This is a genomic window from Pseudomonas sp. MH9.2, assembly GCF_034353875.1.
In the GTDB taxonomy this organism is placed as follows: domain Bacteria; phylum Pseudomonadota; class Gammaproteobacteria; order Pseudomonadales; family Pseudomonadaceae; genus Aquipseudomonas.
This window is the reverse complement of sequence record NZ_CP133784.1, coordinates 1,375,334-1,390,456: the sequence shown is the minus strand read 5'-3', so window position 1 is coordinate 1,390,456 and position 15,123 is coordinate 1,375,334. Positions and strand designations below refer to the sequence as shown.

The following is a 15,123-nucleotide window of genomic DNA, read 5'->3' as shown; positions in this document are numbered from 1 at the left end:
ATTCGACAGCCTCTTCGCCCCTAACCTCGACCCGAGCCCCGACGCTGCTTGCCCTCATGGCTAAGCCATGGGAGGTTGCGACGACGCTGGAGCATGGGTTCTGGCGGCAAAATCGACTGATTGAATACGCTTCGCAGGTGACCAGTACCGACCAAAGACAGAAGGGTAGCGAAAAGCATCGCTCAGGGGAATGCTCGTAGCATGGTACTTCGCTTGTACAAGGCTGATAGCGCCAGTACCATTACCGCTCTCTTTTTCCGGCAGGAGCGGTTGCATGATTGCGGGCAGTATGGTGGCACTGGTCACACCCATGGATGCAAATGGTCGTCTCGACTGGGACAGCCTGAGCAAACTGGTGGACTTCCACCTGCAAGAGGGCACCAACGCCATTGTGGCGGTCGGCACCACTGGTGAGTCGGCCACACTCGACGTCAGCGAGCACATCGAAGTGATTCGTCGCGTGGTAGCCCAGGTTGCAGGGCGTATCCCGGTCATAGCGGGTACAGGCGCGAACTCCACTCGCGAAGCGGTCGAGCTGACCAATAATGCGAAAAACGCTGGCGCCGACGCGTGCCTGCTGGTAACGCCTTATTACAATAAACCGACGCAAGAAGGGCTGTATCAGCACTTCAAGTTCATCGCCGAAGCGGTCGACATCCCGCAGATCCTTTACAACGTCCCAGGCCGTACGGCGTGCGACATGCTGGCGGACACCGCCGTGCGCTTGTCCACAGTGCCGAACATCATCGGCATCAAGGAAGCCACAGGCGATCTGCAGCGCGCCAAAGACATCCTTGCACGCGTCAGCAGCGACTTTCTGGTGTACTCCGGTGATGACGCCACGGCGGTCGAACTGATGTTGTTGGGCGGTAAAGGCAATATCTCGGTGACCGCTAACGTGGCTCCGCGTGCCATGAGTGATCTGTGTGCGGCGGCCATGCGTGGCGATGCAGTCACGGCGCGGGCGATTCACGAAAAACTGATGCCGCTCAATAAAACCCTGTTTATTGAGTCCAACCCTATTCCCGTGAAATGGGCGCTGCATGAGATGGGCTTGATACCAGACGGTATTCGTCTGCCGCTCACCTGGCTCAGCGAGCCTTGCCACGAACCGCTGCGTCAGGCCCTGCGCCAGTCCGGCGTATTGGTTTAATGAGGAAGTATTACGCAATGAAGCGAATGGCCGGACTTTCTGCACTTGCCTTGATTATCTCCAGCACCAGCGGTTGCGGTTGGCTGTGGGGTCAAGATGGTTACTTCCGTGATCGCGGCAGTGATTATCTGGAGGCGTCCCAAACGGCGCCCATGCAATTGCCACCTGATCTCGCCGCCGCCAAGCGTCTGGACCCACTGCTGCCGATTCCGCGTAACGTGGCTGACGACACTGCCAAGGGCGAATATGTAGTCCCTCGTCCGCAGGCTTTGTCTGTTGCTGCCGATTCCAGCGATTTCAGCCTGCAAAAAAGCGGTGACTCTCGCTGGATTCTGGCTCAGCGTGCGCCTGCCGAAGTCTGGCCGGTAGCGCATCAGTATTTCGAAGACAACGGTTTCCGCATTGCCGAAGATCGTCCGCAGACGGGTGAATTCAACACCACCTGGCAGCGTATCGACGAACTTTCCGCCACGATGGCCAAGCGCCTGACTGCCAGCGGTGCGTCCACCGATTCGGAAACGCGTGTACGTGTTCGTATCGAGCCAGGCGTGCAGCGCAATACCAGTGAAATCTACGTCGTAAGCGTTGATCGTCCTGCCGGCAGCACTGCCAATACAGATTTTCCGGCGCGTACCACCAATCTGGGCCTCGATTCTGCTCTGACCGATGACATGCTTGCCAGCATGAGCCGTAGCGCCGCGAAGGGTGGCTCTATTTCCCTGCTGGCCGCACGTGACTTTGATACGCCGAACCGCGTGGCGTTGAGCGTAGACGGCAGCGGTAACCCGGTACTCAACCTCGGTGCCGATCTGGACCGTGCATGGTCGAGTGTCGGCCGTGCGCTGGATCATGGCGAGTGGCGTGTGGAAGACATCAACCGTAGTCTGGGTCTTTACTACATCAACCTGGCAGAGAAGGCACAGAAGCCTGAAAACGAGCCTGGTTTCTTTGGTCGCCTGTTAGGTAGCAAACCGGCGAAGGAAGAAATCGAAGCCCGTGCCGAGCGTTATCAGGTCCGCTTGAGCAAAGTGGGTGACAACGTGCAGGTTACTGTCGAGAAGAACATCAGTACCGTAGCGCCTGCCGATGTAGCGCGCCGCATATTGGGTGTCATTCAAGATAACCTCGGTTAAGTGCGCTTTGCTGTTCTAGGCAGCGGCAGCCGAGGGAACGGCACGCTGGTAGCGAGTAACGACACATATGTGCTGGTGGATTGCGGTTTCTCCTTGCGAGAAACCGAGCGACGTCTGGCTCGTCTGGGTGTTAGTCCCCATCAGTTGAGTGCCATTCTGGTGACCCACGAACATGCCGATCATGTGCATGGCGTGGGTTTGCTGTCGCGGCGCTACAATTTACCGGTGTACCTCAGCACTGGCACCCTTCGCGGGATGCGTAAACCTGTAGAAGCCGCAGGGTTTCTGTCAGGCGGTCAGGGCTTGCAGCTGGGGGCGTTGCACATCAATGTGGTGTCGGTTGCCCACGACGCACTTGAGCCGACGCAGTTTGTGTTCAGTAACGGTCAGCGTCGATTTGGTCTGCTGACCGACCTTGGCTCTTACTGCGCCTCGGTGCTACAGAGTTATCACGGCCTGGACGCTTTGATGATCGAAGCCAACCACTGCCGCGATATGCTGGCCAGAGGTCGTTACCCGTATTTTTTGAAAGAACGGGTCGGCGGCGAACTGGGACATTTGAACAATCATCAGGCCGCCAACCTGGTGAGCGAATTGGGATGGCAGGATTTACAGCACCTGGTGCTGGCCCATCTCAGCAGCAAGAACAACCTGCCGCAGCTGGCCCGGCAATGTTTTGTCGACACCCTTGGGTGCGATCCGGACTGGCTGCAAGTGGCCGATCAAGATTCAGGGCTCGACTGGCGATATATCGCCTAGTGTCCCAAACGGGCGCCTGGCCCAACTACTTTAGCAAGCGGAGCCCATCATGGAAAAACGTGAAGAACTCTACCGCGGCAAAGCCAAATCGGTGTACACCACCGACGACGCAGACCGCTTGATCCTGCTGTTTCGCAACGACACCTCGGCGTTCGACGGCAAGCGTATTGAACAGCTCGATCGCAAAGGCATGGTGAACAACAAGTTCAACGCCTTCATCATGCAAAAGCTCGAAGAGGCGGGTATCCCAACCCAATTCGACAAGCTGCTGGGCGATAACGAATGCCTGGTCAAAAAACTCGAGATGATCCCGGTCGAATGCGTCGTACGTAACTACGCCGCCGGTAGCCTGGTCAAACGCCTGGGCATCGAAGAGGGTACCAAGCTCAACCCTTACACCTTCGAACTGTTCCTCAAGGACGACGCGAAGGGCGACCCGTTCATCAACGAATCCCACGTAGTGGCTTTCGGTTGGGGCACCGCCGAACAACTGGTTCGAATGAAAGAGCTGTCCCTGAAGGTCAATGAAGTCCTGAGCAAGCTGTTCGACGACGCTGGCCTGCTGCTGGTCGACTTCAAACTCGAATTCGGCGTATTCCACGGCCAGATCGTCCTCGGCGATGAATTCAGCCCGGACGGTTGCCGTCTGTGGGACAAAGAAACCCGCAAGAAAATGGACAAAGACCGCTTCCGCCAGGGCCTCGGTGACGTTATCGAAGCTTACGAAGAAGTCGCAAAACGCCTCGGCGTACCGCTTTAACGTAAAAAGTTACGCAAGCGCCTGATAGCACGCGAAAATTTCCCTCGCAGGGGGTTCGCCTTCTGCACCTGAGCTGTTATCATGCGCGCCGTTGGAGAGATGCCAGAGTGGCCGAATGGGACGGATTCGAAATCCGTTGTACTGGCGACAGTACCTAGGGTTCGAATCCCTATCTCTCCGCCATTATTGAATAAGACAAAGCCCCTGTAATCGTAAAGATTACAGGGGCTTTTTCGTTTCTGTCGAACTCATGGGGTAACCCCATTTAGTTGGACGCCCGCCCTGGTTTTCGAGATGCAGCTCAGGGCTGGGCTCTATTGGCGTTTAAAGGTTATTTAGCTCAGAAAGCCGGTGCTGACCGCGACAATCAGGAAGATACCCAGTGCTGCCCGGTAAATAACGAAGGGCCAAGTAGAGAATTTTTCCAGAAACTTCATCAGGCCCCAGATGGCGCAAAATGCCGACACGCTGGCGATCACCAGGCCGAAAATCAGGTGAGACCACGCTTCGGCCGGAATATGCGCATGAAACAGCACCCACAGCTCTTTCAGCCCGGCCAGCGCGATAGCGGGCAGCCCAAGCAGGAATGAGAAGCGCGCGGCTTCTTCGCGTTTGAAATTAAGGAAAAGCGCAGCGGTGAGTGTTGAACCTGAGCGGGAAACACCGGGTATCAGCGCGCCAACCTGTGCAATGCCAACGATTAATGCGTCCCGCAGGCGCATCTCTCCCACTGTGCGGCGATGACGGCAGCTGAGTTCGGCCGCAGCCAGCAAAACGGCCATCACAACGCATGAGATACCAATCACCATCAAGCCTCTTAATGGTGAGTCGCACGCATTGAGTGTCGAGGACAAGGCAAGGCCTGCGATGCCAATAGGGATGGTCGCAAGCACAATGGCAACTGCCAGCTTGAATGACTGGTTGCTGAAGTCACGTCGTTGCACGGCACCGATGCTTCCAGTGACGACTTCCCGTACGTCACGCCAGAAATAGCTGACTACCGCAGCCAGTGCGGCCAATTGCATGGCGGCGGAAAACGCCGAACCGGGATCCGGCCAGCCGAGAAGGGCCGGTACGATTCGCATGTGAGCAGTGGATGAAACGGGTAATAACTCGGTGATGCCTTGAATGATGCCCAGGATGCCAATTTGCATGTAATCCAGAGAAGCAAAGCCGATATCAAGGCCGCTGGAGCAGACGTTTGTCAAAGTTTTTTCCTAAAGAGTAAGGTTTCTCCACTCTCCGGAAAACACCAAGCGACGCTCGGAAAATCTCGGTAGTGGACAAAGGATCCTGAGCTGAGCCGCTATGTACGGCGGTCGTTTATGGTGACTGTGAGCTGGAATGATAGGTTTTTTTAAAGGGTTCTCTACCTGCAGCTGAGATGATTATTGTTAGCCCGGAGCGCCAGCGAAAGCGCGTTTTAGAGGGCGACGACTTCCTCCAGCAGGCGGAGTCTAGCTGAGATTTTACGCGACTCTCCGGTAAAAAATAATGAGTTTTTCTCGCACGGGAGCGGGCGCAGTCACCCACTGACAGCCCTAAGGCTGTATATGACCTACGTTCATAAAGGTAGGACGAAAGGTTACTAGACCCTTAAAACGTGTTTTGTTAAAAATATACCTGCCCGGCCCCATCTTGAACTAGCTGGTAGGAAACAGGGTGGTAGGCGGGCGAGCAACCTCCATTTATCTAAATGGAAACAATCCAACATTGAGTTGGGTGATGATCAATGGGCCCGAATGCCGACCCGAGGGTAAATTGCTGCGCATTTGGCCAACTGCTGTTCCAGCACGCGGGCATTGGGCTCATTGATCTCTTTTACTCCTTCCTTCCCTTCCTCCTGGCAACGCCGCACGATTGCGCCCGGAGAGGATGTCACTTGCCGGTTGGCGTGATTCGAGTTTGTGGGCTAATGATTAAGGTTGAGCACATCACCGACGATCAGGGAGAGCGAAATGGCATTCGTAGACAGGCCGCACTCGATTAATTACGTCCATCCAAACGGCAGGGACGCGATGATTGATTTCGAGTGGGGCGACCCAGGCGATCCAGTCCCGAAAGGGCTTCGTATTACTGTGAAATACGCCGAGGACAATATTCATAATCTTCATGAAAAAGCGCTTTACAAGAGCTTTGAAGACGCAAAAAAACAAGGCATCAAATTGGCGACCAATATGATTGATCAGGCAGACCGGCTTTAGGTCTGTCGACCCGTCACTACGTTTAGTCGGCACTGATGCGGCATCGCGTGACAAGCTTCAGTCTTCCGGGTCGATTTCGTCTTCCGGTTCGCGCCTGGCTTGCAGATCGGCCATGGCGGCGGCGATGAAGCCAGCGTTTCCCTCAATCACGGCGAGCTGCGTCATGATGGCAGCCGACACCTCTGTCGATCCATGCTGATCAATCCATGCGCGGATCTCATTCACGGCAGAACCGAGGGCGGTGATGTTTTGATTGAGTCGGTTGAGCAGGGCGAGGGTGGGGTCGTTGGGCAGATTGCTGGACATGCTGGCTTCTCCATTGAGATTGACGACGGCTGTTTGCGTCGAAAATGTCGTTGCCTGCTCTGGCGACAGTGGAGAACACCTGCAACCCGTGCAGCCTGACCTGAGAGGGGGGGGCGTTGGCGTTGGATAATCAAGCGAGACCGACACATCCCCGTGCCGGCCTGAAAATGTCTTTAGCGGAAAGGTGACGTGCGGCGTGCAGCCCCGTTAAACCTTTCCACTCTGAATGCCTTTAATGCACCGATTGCCTGGCAGATTTCCCAGCGGGCTTATTGATAGAACCGAGAATGCTTTTAATGCGTTGCCACTCTACGCGAGCTTCGACGTATTTTTTTTCGGCCCTTCTTTTTGCAGTTGAAAATTCGTTCCAGACGTCTGGATTCAGCGTTTCTTTCTTTAGAAGCGAATACGCATGATTATCAAGTTGATCCGCTTCAAAGAAAAGTTGGTTGCTCCTTGTTGCTGCTTCTTCCCAGCTGACACCGGTGACTTTCTTGAATTTATCGTGAATCATTCTGAGCTCCTTTTTTCAATCTCGAAGGGCGTTCTAACTTGGGTTAAACCCTTCGTTGGGCGAAAAATTCCACCCGTTGAATCTTCCTGGTAAAAGACGACAACTCGCTCCTAAGCGACGCCCGATGAGTCACTATTTTTACACTGAATTAAACAAAATTGAACGGTTATTAGCCTCTCTGCGATAGGCGGTTTTTGCCGCTCTAGCGCGCACTTTTCGCGCTGCCTGGCTGACAGTGCTGCGTATAAAAGACTACTGTTTGATGGACCACCGTAGTCGATTCGAGCATCGGCGACCTTGCCGTTGCGGGTGCCATCTCCGCTGTCATCAAGTTGTACGATGATCACCCTGCTGCAATGGCTCGACCGCGAGTAAGATAGGCAGCGCAATCTCGTCCCTTGAGATTGCTGAGGCGGGTTGAATAGAGAGCCGTCAGGCTCCGGCTGTCCGTCTTGGTTCCGTATCGAAATTTCAGAGTAAACAGAAAAAGGCGATCACTGAAAATGAGCAAAACCTCGCGTCCTTTATATATTTCCTACGCTGGACCTTCCCTGCTGGAGATGCCGCTGCTGAACAAGGGCAGTGCTTTCACGCCGCAGGAGAGGGTCGAGTTCAACTTGATCGGGCTGCTGCCGCAGAACGTGGAGACGATAGAAGAGCAAGTGGCTCGGGTTTTCAGCCAATACAACCAATGCGCCAGCGACCTCGACAAGCACATTTACCTGCGCTCGATTCAGGACAACAACGAGACGTTGTTCTTCCGTCTGCTCGACTCACACCTGGATGAAATGCTGCCGATCATCTACACACCGACGGTTGGTCAAGCGTGTCAGGAGTTCTCGAAAATCTATCGCACCCATCGGGGGCTGTTTGTCTCGTACCCGGAGCGCGACCGTATTGACGACATTCTGCGCAGCGCGACCAAGGATCAGATCAAGATCATCGTCGTCACCGACAGTGAGCGAATTCTCGGCCTGGGCGACCAGGGCATTGGCGGTATGGGCATCCCGATTGGTAAGTTGTCGCTCTACACCGCGTGCGGTGGGATCAGCCCGGCCTACACGTTGCCGATTGTGCTCGACGTTGGCACCAACAACCGCGAGTTGCTGGACGACCCGATGTACATGGGCTGGCGCCATGAGCGGGTAACCGGTCAGGAGTACGAAGAGTTCGTCGCGATGTTCATTGAGGCGGTGCAGCGTCGCTGGCCTGACGTGCTACTGCAGTTCGAAGACTTTGCCCAATCGAATGCGATGCCATTGCTGAATAAGTACAGGGACCAATTGTGCTGCTTCAACGATGACATTCAAGGCACCGCTTCGGTCGCGGTGGGTACGTTACTCGCGGCCTGTAAAGCCAAAGGCGAGACCCTTGGAGAGCAGGTGGTGGTGTTTGTCGGTGCCGGTTCGGCAGGCTGTGGCATTGCCGAACACATCATTGCAGCGATGCAGATACAAGGGCTGAGTGAGAGCGAAGCACGCAAGCGCATTTTCATGGTCGACCGTTATGGCTTGCTGACCGAGAACATGACTGGCCTGCTGGAATTTCAACAGCGCCTGGCACAGAAAACCGAGGATGTAGCAGGCTGGGCAGGCGACGAGGCATTCCCGCAATTGCTCGATGTTGTCAGCCACGCCAATGCCACCGTCATGATTGGTGTGTCGGGCCAGCGGGGCTTGTTTACCGAGCAGGTAATCCGCGAAATGCACAAGCATTGCGCCAAGCCGTTGGTGATGCCGATGTCCAACCCAACCTCCAAAGTCGAGGCCACACCGGAGGAAATCCTGCGCTGGACCGATGGTAATGCCTTGGTCGCCACCGGCAGCCCGTTTGCTCCGGTATCGATCAATGGCCGCACGGTCCATATTGCTCAATGCAACAACTCTTACATTTTTCCGGGGATTGGCTTGGGCGTCATCGCAAGCAAGGCCTCGAGAATCACCGATAAGATGTTGATGGCCGCGTCCAACGCTTTGGCGGAGTGCTCGCCAATGGTGACGGGGCTGGGTGATGCAGTACTGCCACCGATCAAGGATATCCAGGCAGTCAGCAGGAAAATTGCCTTGGCAGTTGCCAAGCAAGCTCAAGCTGATGGCGTGGCGCTGGAAACCTCAGAAGACATGTTACTTGCGGCTATCGAGCGCAACTTCTGGATGCCTAACTACCGGGACTATCGCCGCAAGTCGGTTTGATCGTCACCCGGCTTAAAAACCGTTGATAAAGGCCGCTGCAAGGCAACTTGCAGCGGCCTTTCGTTTTCTTGAAGAAAGCATAGGATGGCCTCGGACAACAAAACAATAAGAAGACCAGCGAGGGCTGCATGCAAGCGACGAGTGAGCCGTATGACTATGTGATTGTGGGCGCCGGACCTGCGGGCTGCTTGCTGGCCAATCGGCTTTCGCAAAACCCTGCACACCGCGTGCTGTTGCTCGAAGCCGGCGGGCTGGACAATTACCCCTGGATTCATATCCCGGTCGGCTATCTCTACTGCATCGGCAACCCACGTACGGACTGGTGCTTCAAAACTGAAGCCGAGCCCGGGCTTAATGGTCGTTCGCTCAACTACCCCCGGGGCAAAGTGCTGGGCGGCAGTTCATCCATCAACGGCATGATCTATATGCGCGGCCAGGCCCATGACTATGATGACTGGGCGGCTCAAGGCAATGTGGGCTGGGGTTGGAAAGAGGTATTGCCGTTATTCAAACGCTCAGAAAATCACTACGCCGGCGACTCTGCCATGCATGGCGCGGGGGGTGAATGGCGGGTGGAGCCGCAACGGCTGTCATGGGGCATTCTTGATGCCTTTCGCCAGGCCGCAGCGCAGACTGGCATCGAGTCTATCGACGACTTTAACGGCGGCGACAATGAAGGTTGCAGTTACTTTCAGGTCAATCAGCGGCGCGGCGTACGCTGGAATGCGTCCAAGGCATTTTTGCGGCCTATTGCGCAGCGCAAGAATCTGACAGTCCTCACAGGCGTGGAAGCGTCACGTATCGAATTCGAAAATGGCCGCGCGAGTGCCGTTGTTGCGCATGTTCAGCAGTGCGAGCAACACTTGCGCGCTCGCCGAGAGATCATTCTGTGCTGCGGGGCCATTGGTTCGCCGACGTTGTTGCAGCGATCCGGCATCGGCCCGAGACCCTTGCTTGAGAAGCTCGGTATCGGTGTGCGTCATGAGCTGCCAGGCGTAGGGAGCAATCTGCAGGACCATCTTCAACTGCGGTTGATCTATCAGATCAGTAACGGTAAGACCCTCAATCAGATGGTTGGCAGCCTTTGGGGCAAGATCAACATGGGCCTGCGTTACGCGATCAATCGCAGCGGTCCGTTGGCGATGGCGCCAAGCCAATTGGGCGCCTTCGCCCGCTCGGACCCTGAGCAGCGCTCGGCCAACCTTGAATATCATGTGCAACCGTTATCGCTGGAGCGCTTCGGTGAGCCGTTGCACAGTTTTGCCGCGTTCACTGCTTCAGTCTGCAATCTGCGACCCCTGAGTCGCGGGACGGTCGAAATTCGTTCTGCTCTTGTGGATGAGCCGCCTTCGATTTGCCCGAACTACTTAAGCCATGAAGCCGACCTCCATGTGGCGGCCGATGCGATACGCCTGACCCGGCGGATTGTCGCTGCGCCCGCATTGGCGAGTTTTCAGCCGGTGGAGTATCTGCCTGGCGCGAATCTGCAAAGCGAAGAACAACTGCGTCAGGCCGCCAGTAGCATTGGCACGACGATTTTTCATCCTGTCGGCACCTGCAAGATGGGGCAGGGCAGTGATGCTGTTGTCGATGAGCGTCTGCGGGTACGGGGTATCAGTGGCTTGCGCGTGGTAGATGCGTCGATCATGCCGACGATTGTGTCAGGCAATACCTGTTCGCCGACCCTGATGATCGCCGAGAAGGCTGCCGAGATGATTCTTGCTGATGGGGCCGCGATCAGAGCAGGGTAAAGGTGCAACGCCCGCGCCAGGCCGAACAAAAAGGGAGATTGAAAGGCAGGCTGGCGCGAATGGCGCAACCGACGGATGAGAGGGGATCAACGCGCCAGCGCCAGCCTGTAGGGAAAACGCTGAATGACTTCAGCGTTCCAATCACAACGAGAGATCAGGCTTTAGAACTTAGCTTCCACATCCAACTGCAGGGTGTTGGTTTTGGCGTCGGTCTGGGTGCGGCTGGCGTAATCTGCGTCAGCCATGTAGTAAGTGGCGCCGACTGCGAAGTTCTTGTCGATGTCGTAACCCACCTTGAACTTGTGCCCACGCGAACCGGTGGTGCCGTTGGCGAAGTCGGAGTCGGTGAAGGCTCCGACCACGGCGTTGCGCTGAACATCGCGGTAGTTGTAATCGAGGTTGAAGACATACAGGCGTGTCTTGAAGCCTGTCAGCCAGGCGGTGTCCTGGTCACTGCTGGTCCCGTTGTTGAGAACATATTGTCCATAAAGGGTGAGCGGTACTGGCAGGCCGCTGATGTCGATCTGACCGAAGCCTTCGTACAGTCGGAAGTCGCTGGTGGAGTTGCCGTTGACTGCCAGTGCGCAAGGCGTGGTTACCGCGCCGGTGGTCGGGCAGCGACTGTCGCTGCCGTTGTCATAGGTATAGAGGCTACCGCCCAAGGTGACCTTGAGGTTGTCGGTCGGTGCAAAGCGTGCACCGAGTTGGCCTGCGTACAGGCGCAGGTCGTGACTGAACTGTACGCCCTCGCCATCGACGTTGTCTTTGAGCGTGTAGTAACCAGCACTGCCGAACAGCTCAGTTTTGCCGCCAAGCGGGTATTTATAAGTGGCCGCCAAACCTTCTGGGTTGATGTCGCTATCCCAGATGACATCGCCCATGCTCACCCATGGTTGGACCATTTTGCCGCCGATCAGGTGAAGGTTTTCCACAGCCTTGGGGTGGAAGTCGATATAGGCCTGGTCCAACCAGATTTGTTTCTTGTCGAAGTAGCCATTCAGGTCTTGGTTGGTGGAGCGAGCATCATCTCCGCCACCAGTGGCAATACGGATGCCGGTGTCAACCTGCGGGTTGATTTCACTGTAAGCACCCAAGCGGGCCCGGATGCGTTGGCGGTTTTTGTCGGCGCCGTTGTTGGATTCGCCGTCGATCTTGACGGTCTCTTGGCGCACACGGACATCGCCCTTGAACTGGGTCTTGGAAGCCCAAGCCACTTTTTTCTCGAACGCGCTCAGGTCTTCTTTCTTGACCTGTTGGGAGACAGCCTGTTGCTGGGCTTGTTGATCTTTACTCAGCTCGGCTTGCAGCTCAGCATACTGTGCGGGCGAGATGGAACCATTGGCCTTGAGCATTTCGAGCAGTTTTGCATCGACTGCGGCACTGGCTGGAACGCTCATGGCCAACACCATGCCACCACAAAGTCCCGCTGCAATTCGTGTAGAAACAAAACGCATAATGATCTCCAAATTTATGATGAGGTGACATACGTCTCCTCAGGAAAAGCTGGCGCTTTCCGCTCGCGCCATGTGGGGCGGTAACCCCTTGTTCAAAAAACTGGCGCCAGTATTACCGGAGATCATTACAGAGAAGTGGCAGGGTTATAGCAGATAGGTGACACAGATTTTGACCGAAAAGGCTTGATCTAGAGCCGTTGGTGATATAGACGAGAGTCGCAATTACGCCCAGGCGGCGTTCCGCATTTTCGGGTTTTGATGCGGCTGAACACATTGGTGTCGCGGTTCACTCGATCAATCGTGATCTGCAGATATTGCGGGAGTCGCCGCTGATCTGCTCAGCAAAGCGGGTCAGGCGCTCACCCACAGCAACGTCCCGCGCAGAGTGGCGATCATTTGCTTTACGGACTGGGTGGTTTCCGTCTGCAAATCCATAAGAGGTGCAACCCTGCGTCGAGCGGCTGGCAATGATCTGAACGTCGCGTCATTAATCATCCCGCGTCAGCACTTCCAGCAACTCAATGTCGAAAATCAGGTTTGAGTTCGGCTTGATGTGGGCGCCGACCTGCCTTTCGCCGTAGGCGAGGTGGGCCGGCACAAAGAGTTTGCGCTTACCGCCGACTTTCATGCCCATTAGTCCTTGATCCCAGCCTTTGATCACGCGTCCGGTTCCGATGACGCACTGGAAAGGCTTGCCGCGATCATAGGAGGAGTCGAACGTGGTTCCGTCCTCCAGAAAACCGTTGTATTGGGTGGTGATCAGGGCACCTTTGACCACTGCCTTGCCGTCACCGGGTTGAATGTCCACGACCTGTAATTCGCTGCTCATCACGTACTCTCGTTCATTCGACAAACGCTGAAACGCTATCAACGTCTGTTCAGGAAGCGTGATCGTAGCCCACGACGTTGCCCCATCAAAGTGAACTTGTCCTGTAGGGCATTTGATGAGGGTGGAGAGGGTGAATGTTTAGTCCTCAGGTAACCAAGCATTGTTAAAACTGGATTGAATGACCTATAGCGCTGTGTGACGCTGCAACACATCTATTGTCGGCGGCATTTTTTATGGATGGGTTGAACGGAGGGATCAGGCACGGACTTTTGGCTGGTACAGCCGTGACCTGCGTTCCGTCTCAACACCCCCGGCCAATGTCGGTGCAAGGTACCTGCGCGCTCCCTTCCGAGTTGGACTTTTGGGCGTTGTGGCATTGTCGTCATGCGCGTCCACCGGATGGCTCTTTTTCTGGTTAAACCTTCATTCGCATTTGCCTGACGTTTTTTAGCGTGCGGCAACGTGTGTGTTTACCAACCGGCAAGCGCCCGAGCGCGTGCCTGGAAGAAAAAGTGAATCGCCATGAGTTTTGCTCCCCTGCAAGAAGCCCTGAGTTTTCTTGAGCTGAATCCCGATATCGAGATGTTCGAACTGTTCATCCTCGACAACAACGGCGTACCTCGCGGCAAGTTGCTGCACCGTGATGAATTACTCGCGGTGTATGAAAGCGGCCGGCCGTTGCCAAGCACGATTCTTGGCCTGACCATCAATGGTGAAGACGTTGAAAACTCCGGGCTGGTCTGGGATGTGGGCGATATCGATTGCCGCGCTTATCCGGTGTCCGGCAGTCTGCAGCGCATGCCCTGGAGGCAGATTCCCACGGCGGCGGTGCAGGTCAGCATGCACCCGGAACAAGGTATGCCGGCATCGGTAGCGGACCCGCGCCGCCTGTTGGTCAAGGTTATCGATGGGCTCAAGGCTGACGGGTATTACCCGGTGATGGCGGCGGAGCTTGAGTTTTATCTGCTTGATCGCCAACGCGACAGCAATGGCCGTCCGCAGCCGCACCGGGATGTGGATGGCGGCCGGCCTGTGGCGACTCAGGTGTACGGCTTGCGTGAACTGGAACAGATTGAGCCGTTTCTCGCCGATCTTTATAGTGCCTGCAAGTTGCAAGGGATTCCGGCGCGCACAGCGATCTCCGAATATGCGCCGGGACAAGTAGAGATCACCCTTGAGCACCGTGCCGATGCGTTGCAGGCAATGGACGAAGCAGTCCGCTACAAGCGATTGGTCAAAGGCATCGCGCACAAGCACGGAATGATTGCCTGCTTCATGGCCAAGCCGTTCGATGACCTGGCCGGCACCGGCATGCACATGCATGTCAGTCTCGCGGACGAACAGGGTAACAATCTGTTCGCCAGCGAGGCCGCTGACGGCACGCCACTGTTGCGCCACGCCGTGGGTGGGATGCTCACGACGCTGCTTGATTCGTTATTGCTGTTCTGTCCGAACGCCAACTCTTATCGTCGATTCCAGACCAACAGCTACGCACCGTTGTCGGCGACCTGGGGGGTAGACAATCGCACGGTCAGCCTGCGCGTACCGGGCGGTCCAGCATACACCCGCCATATCGAGCACCGTATCTGCGGTGCCGATGCCAATCCCTATCTGGCAGCGGCCGCGATTCTGGCGGGTATTCATTTGGGTATCCGCCAGCAACTGGACCCCGGCGCACCGGTCGAAGGCAATGGTTATTCGCAGGCCGCGCAATTATTGCCGACAGACTGGCTGACGACTTTACGTGCGCTGGAAGCCTCTGGCTGGGCACGAGATGTATTTGGCAGCAAGTTTCTGCAGGTCTATCTTGCCGTCAAACACGCCGAGTATCGGCAGTTCATGGGTGAAGTAGGTGAACAGGATTGGCGCTGGTATTTACATCAGGCTTAGGCAGGCAATGTAGCCAACAGGCATGGTGAAGGAAGGTTCTGGCCTGCCATGGTTTGTTTTCCTACAGGAAAAGAAACCATCCTGAACCCTTCGCTCGCATCCTTTTCACAAAAAATTGATGCTTGATTGATTAATATTTTTCACGTCGGAGGTGGCCAGTGATCAGGTTTGTTTCGGC

Annotated in this window: 13 protein-coding genes and 1 tRNA gene; 9 read left to right on the top strand and 5 right to left on the bottom strand. The window is 55.8% G+C overall.

Annotated features, from left to right (window positions below; all coding sequences use genetic code 11):
• Positions 1 to 274 precede the first annotated feature (274 nt).
• The 5 genes from dapA to RHM55_RS06425 all read left to right on the top strand — a co-directional run bounded on the left by dapA (position 275) and on the right by RHM55_RS06425 (position 3,988).
• Positions 275 to 1,153 (top strand): 4-hydroxy-tetrahydrodipicolinate synthase, encoded by an 879-nt coding sequence (gene dapA, locus RHM55_RS06445; RefSeq protein WP_322180343.1) that lies wholly within the window; start codon positions 275 to 277, stop codon positions 1,151 to 1,153.
• A 17-nt stretch (positions 1,154 to 1,170) separates the two neighbouring features.
• On the top strand, positions 1,171 to 2,286 hold the full coding sequence (gene bamC / locus RHM55_RS06440; RefSeq protein ID WP_322180341.1) for an outer membrane protein assembly factor BamC: 1,116 nt from the start codon (positions 1,171 to 1,173) through the stop codon (positions 2,284 to 2,286).
• A complete protein-coding gene (locus RHM55_RS06435; protein ID WP_322180339.1) occupies positions 2,287 to 3,045 on the top strand; it encodes an MBL fold metallo-hydrolase in 759 nt (252 codons plus the stop codon).
• Between the two features lie 49 nt (positions 3,046 to 3,094).
• On the top strand, positions 3,095 to 3,805 hold the full coding sequence (gene purC, locus RHM55_RS06430; RefSeq protein ID WP_219064249.1) for a phosphoribosylaminoimidazolesuccinocarboxamide synthase: 711 nt from the start codon (positions 3,095 to 3,097) through the stop codon (positions 3,803 to 3,805).
• 93 nt (positions 3,806 to 3,898) lie between these two features.
• Positions 3,899 to 3,988 (top strand) — tRNA-Ser (locus RHM55_RS06425).
• A gap of 152 nt (positions 3,989 to 4,140) precedes the next feature.
• Here RHM55_RS06425 and RHM55_RS06420 read toward each other — a convergent pair.
• Complete coding sequence (locus tag RHM55_RS06420; RefSeq protein WP_322180337.1) at positions 4,141 to 5,013, bottom strand: undecaprenyl-diphosphate phosphatase; 873 nt, start codon at positions 5,011 to 5,013, stop codon at positions 4,141 to 4,143.
• Positions 5,014 to 5,763: 750 nt separating this feature from the next.
• On the opposite strand from RHM55_RS06420, the gene RHM55_RS06415 reads away from it, so the two are divergent.
• The gene (locus tag RHM55_RS06415; protein ID WP_322180335.1) at positions 5,764 to 6,009 is read left to right on the top strand and encodes a hypothetical protein; all 246 of its coding nucleotides are present in this window, start codon (positions 5,764 to 5,766) and stop codon (positions 6,007 to 6,009) included.
• 57 nt (positions 6,010 to 6,066) lie between these two features.
• Here the strand turns inward: RHM55_RS06415 and RHM55_RS06410 are convergent, their stop codons facing one another.
• Both RHM55_RS06410 and RHM55_RS06405 read right to left on the bottom strand, forming a co-directional pair.
• A complete protein-coding gene (locus RHM55_RS06410; protein WP_322180333.1) occupies positions 6,067 to 6,315 on the bottom strand; it encodes a hypothetical protein in 249 nt (82 codons plus the stop codon).
• Positions 6,316 to 6,547: 232 nt separating this feature from the next.
• Positions 6,548 to 6,829 (bottom strand): hypothetical protein, encoded by a 282-nt coding sequence (locus RHM55_RS06405; protein WP_219064245.1) that lies wholly within the window; start codon positions 6,827 to 6,829, stop codon positions 6,548 to 6,550.
• A 503-nt stretch (positions 6,830 to 7,332) separates the two neighbouring features.
• Between RHM55_RS06405 and RHM55_RS06400 the strand changes: the two genes are divergently transcribed.
• Together RHM55_RS06400 and RHM55_RS06395 are read left to right on the top strand one after the other, a co-directional pair.
• Entirely contained in the window at positions 7,333 to 9,021 is a 1,689-nt protein-coding gene (locus tag RHM55_RS06400; protein ID WP_322180331.1) for an NAD-dependent malic enzyme, read from the top strand.
• Positions 9,022 to 9,149: 128 nt separating this feature from the next.
• Positions 9,150 to 10,772: a GMC family oxidoreductase gene (locus RHM55_RS06395; protein ID WP_322180330.1), complete on the top strand. Its 1,623-nt coding sequence runs from the start codon at positions 9,150 to 9,152 to the stop codon at positions 10,770 to 10,772.
• A gap of 161 nt (positions 10,773 to 10,933) precedes the next feature.
• On the opposite strand, the gene RHM55_RS06390 is transcribed toward RHM55_RS06395, so the two are convergent.
• Both RHM55_RS06390 and RHM55_RS06385 read right to left on the bottom strand, forming a co-directional pair.
• Complete coding sequence (locus RHM55_RS06390) at positions 10,934 to 12,226, bottom strand: putative porin (RefSeq protein ID WP_322180328.1); 1,293 nt, start codon at positions 12,224 to 12,226, stop codon at positions 10,934 to 10,936.
• A gap of 487 nt (positions 12,227 to 12,713) precedes the next feature.
• Positions 12,714 to 13,055, bottom strand: coding sequence for an FKBP-type peptidyl-prolyl cis-trans isomerase (locus RHM55_RS06385; protein WP_322180326.1), 342 nt, complete (start codon positions 13,053 to 13,055; stop codon positions 12,714 to 12,716).
• 522 nt (positions 13,056 to 13,577) lie between these two features.
• Between RHM55_RS06385 and RHM55_RS06380 the strand changes: the two genes are divergently transcribed.
• Positions 13,578 to 14,945, top strand: coding sequence for a glutamine synthetase family protein (locus RHM55_RS06380; protein WP_322180324.1), 1,368 nt, complete (start codon positions 13,578 to 13,580; stop codon positions 14,943 to 14,945).
• The last annotated feature ends 178 nt before the right edge of the window (positions 14,946 to 15,123 follow it).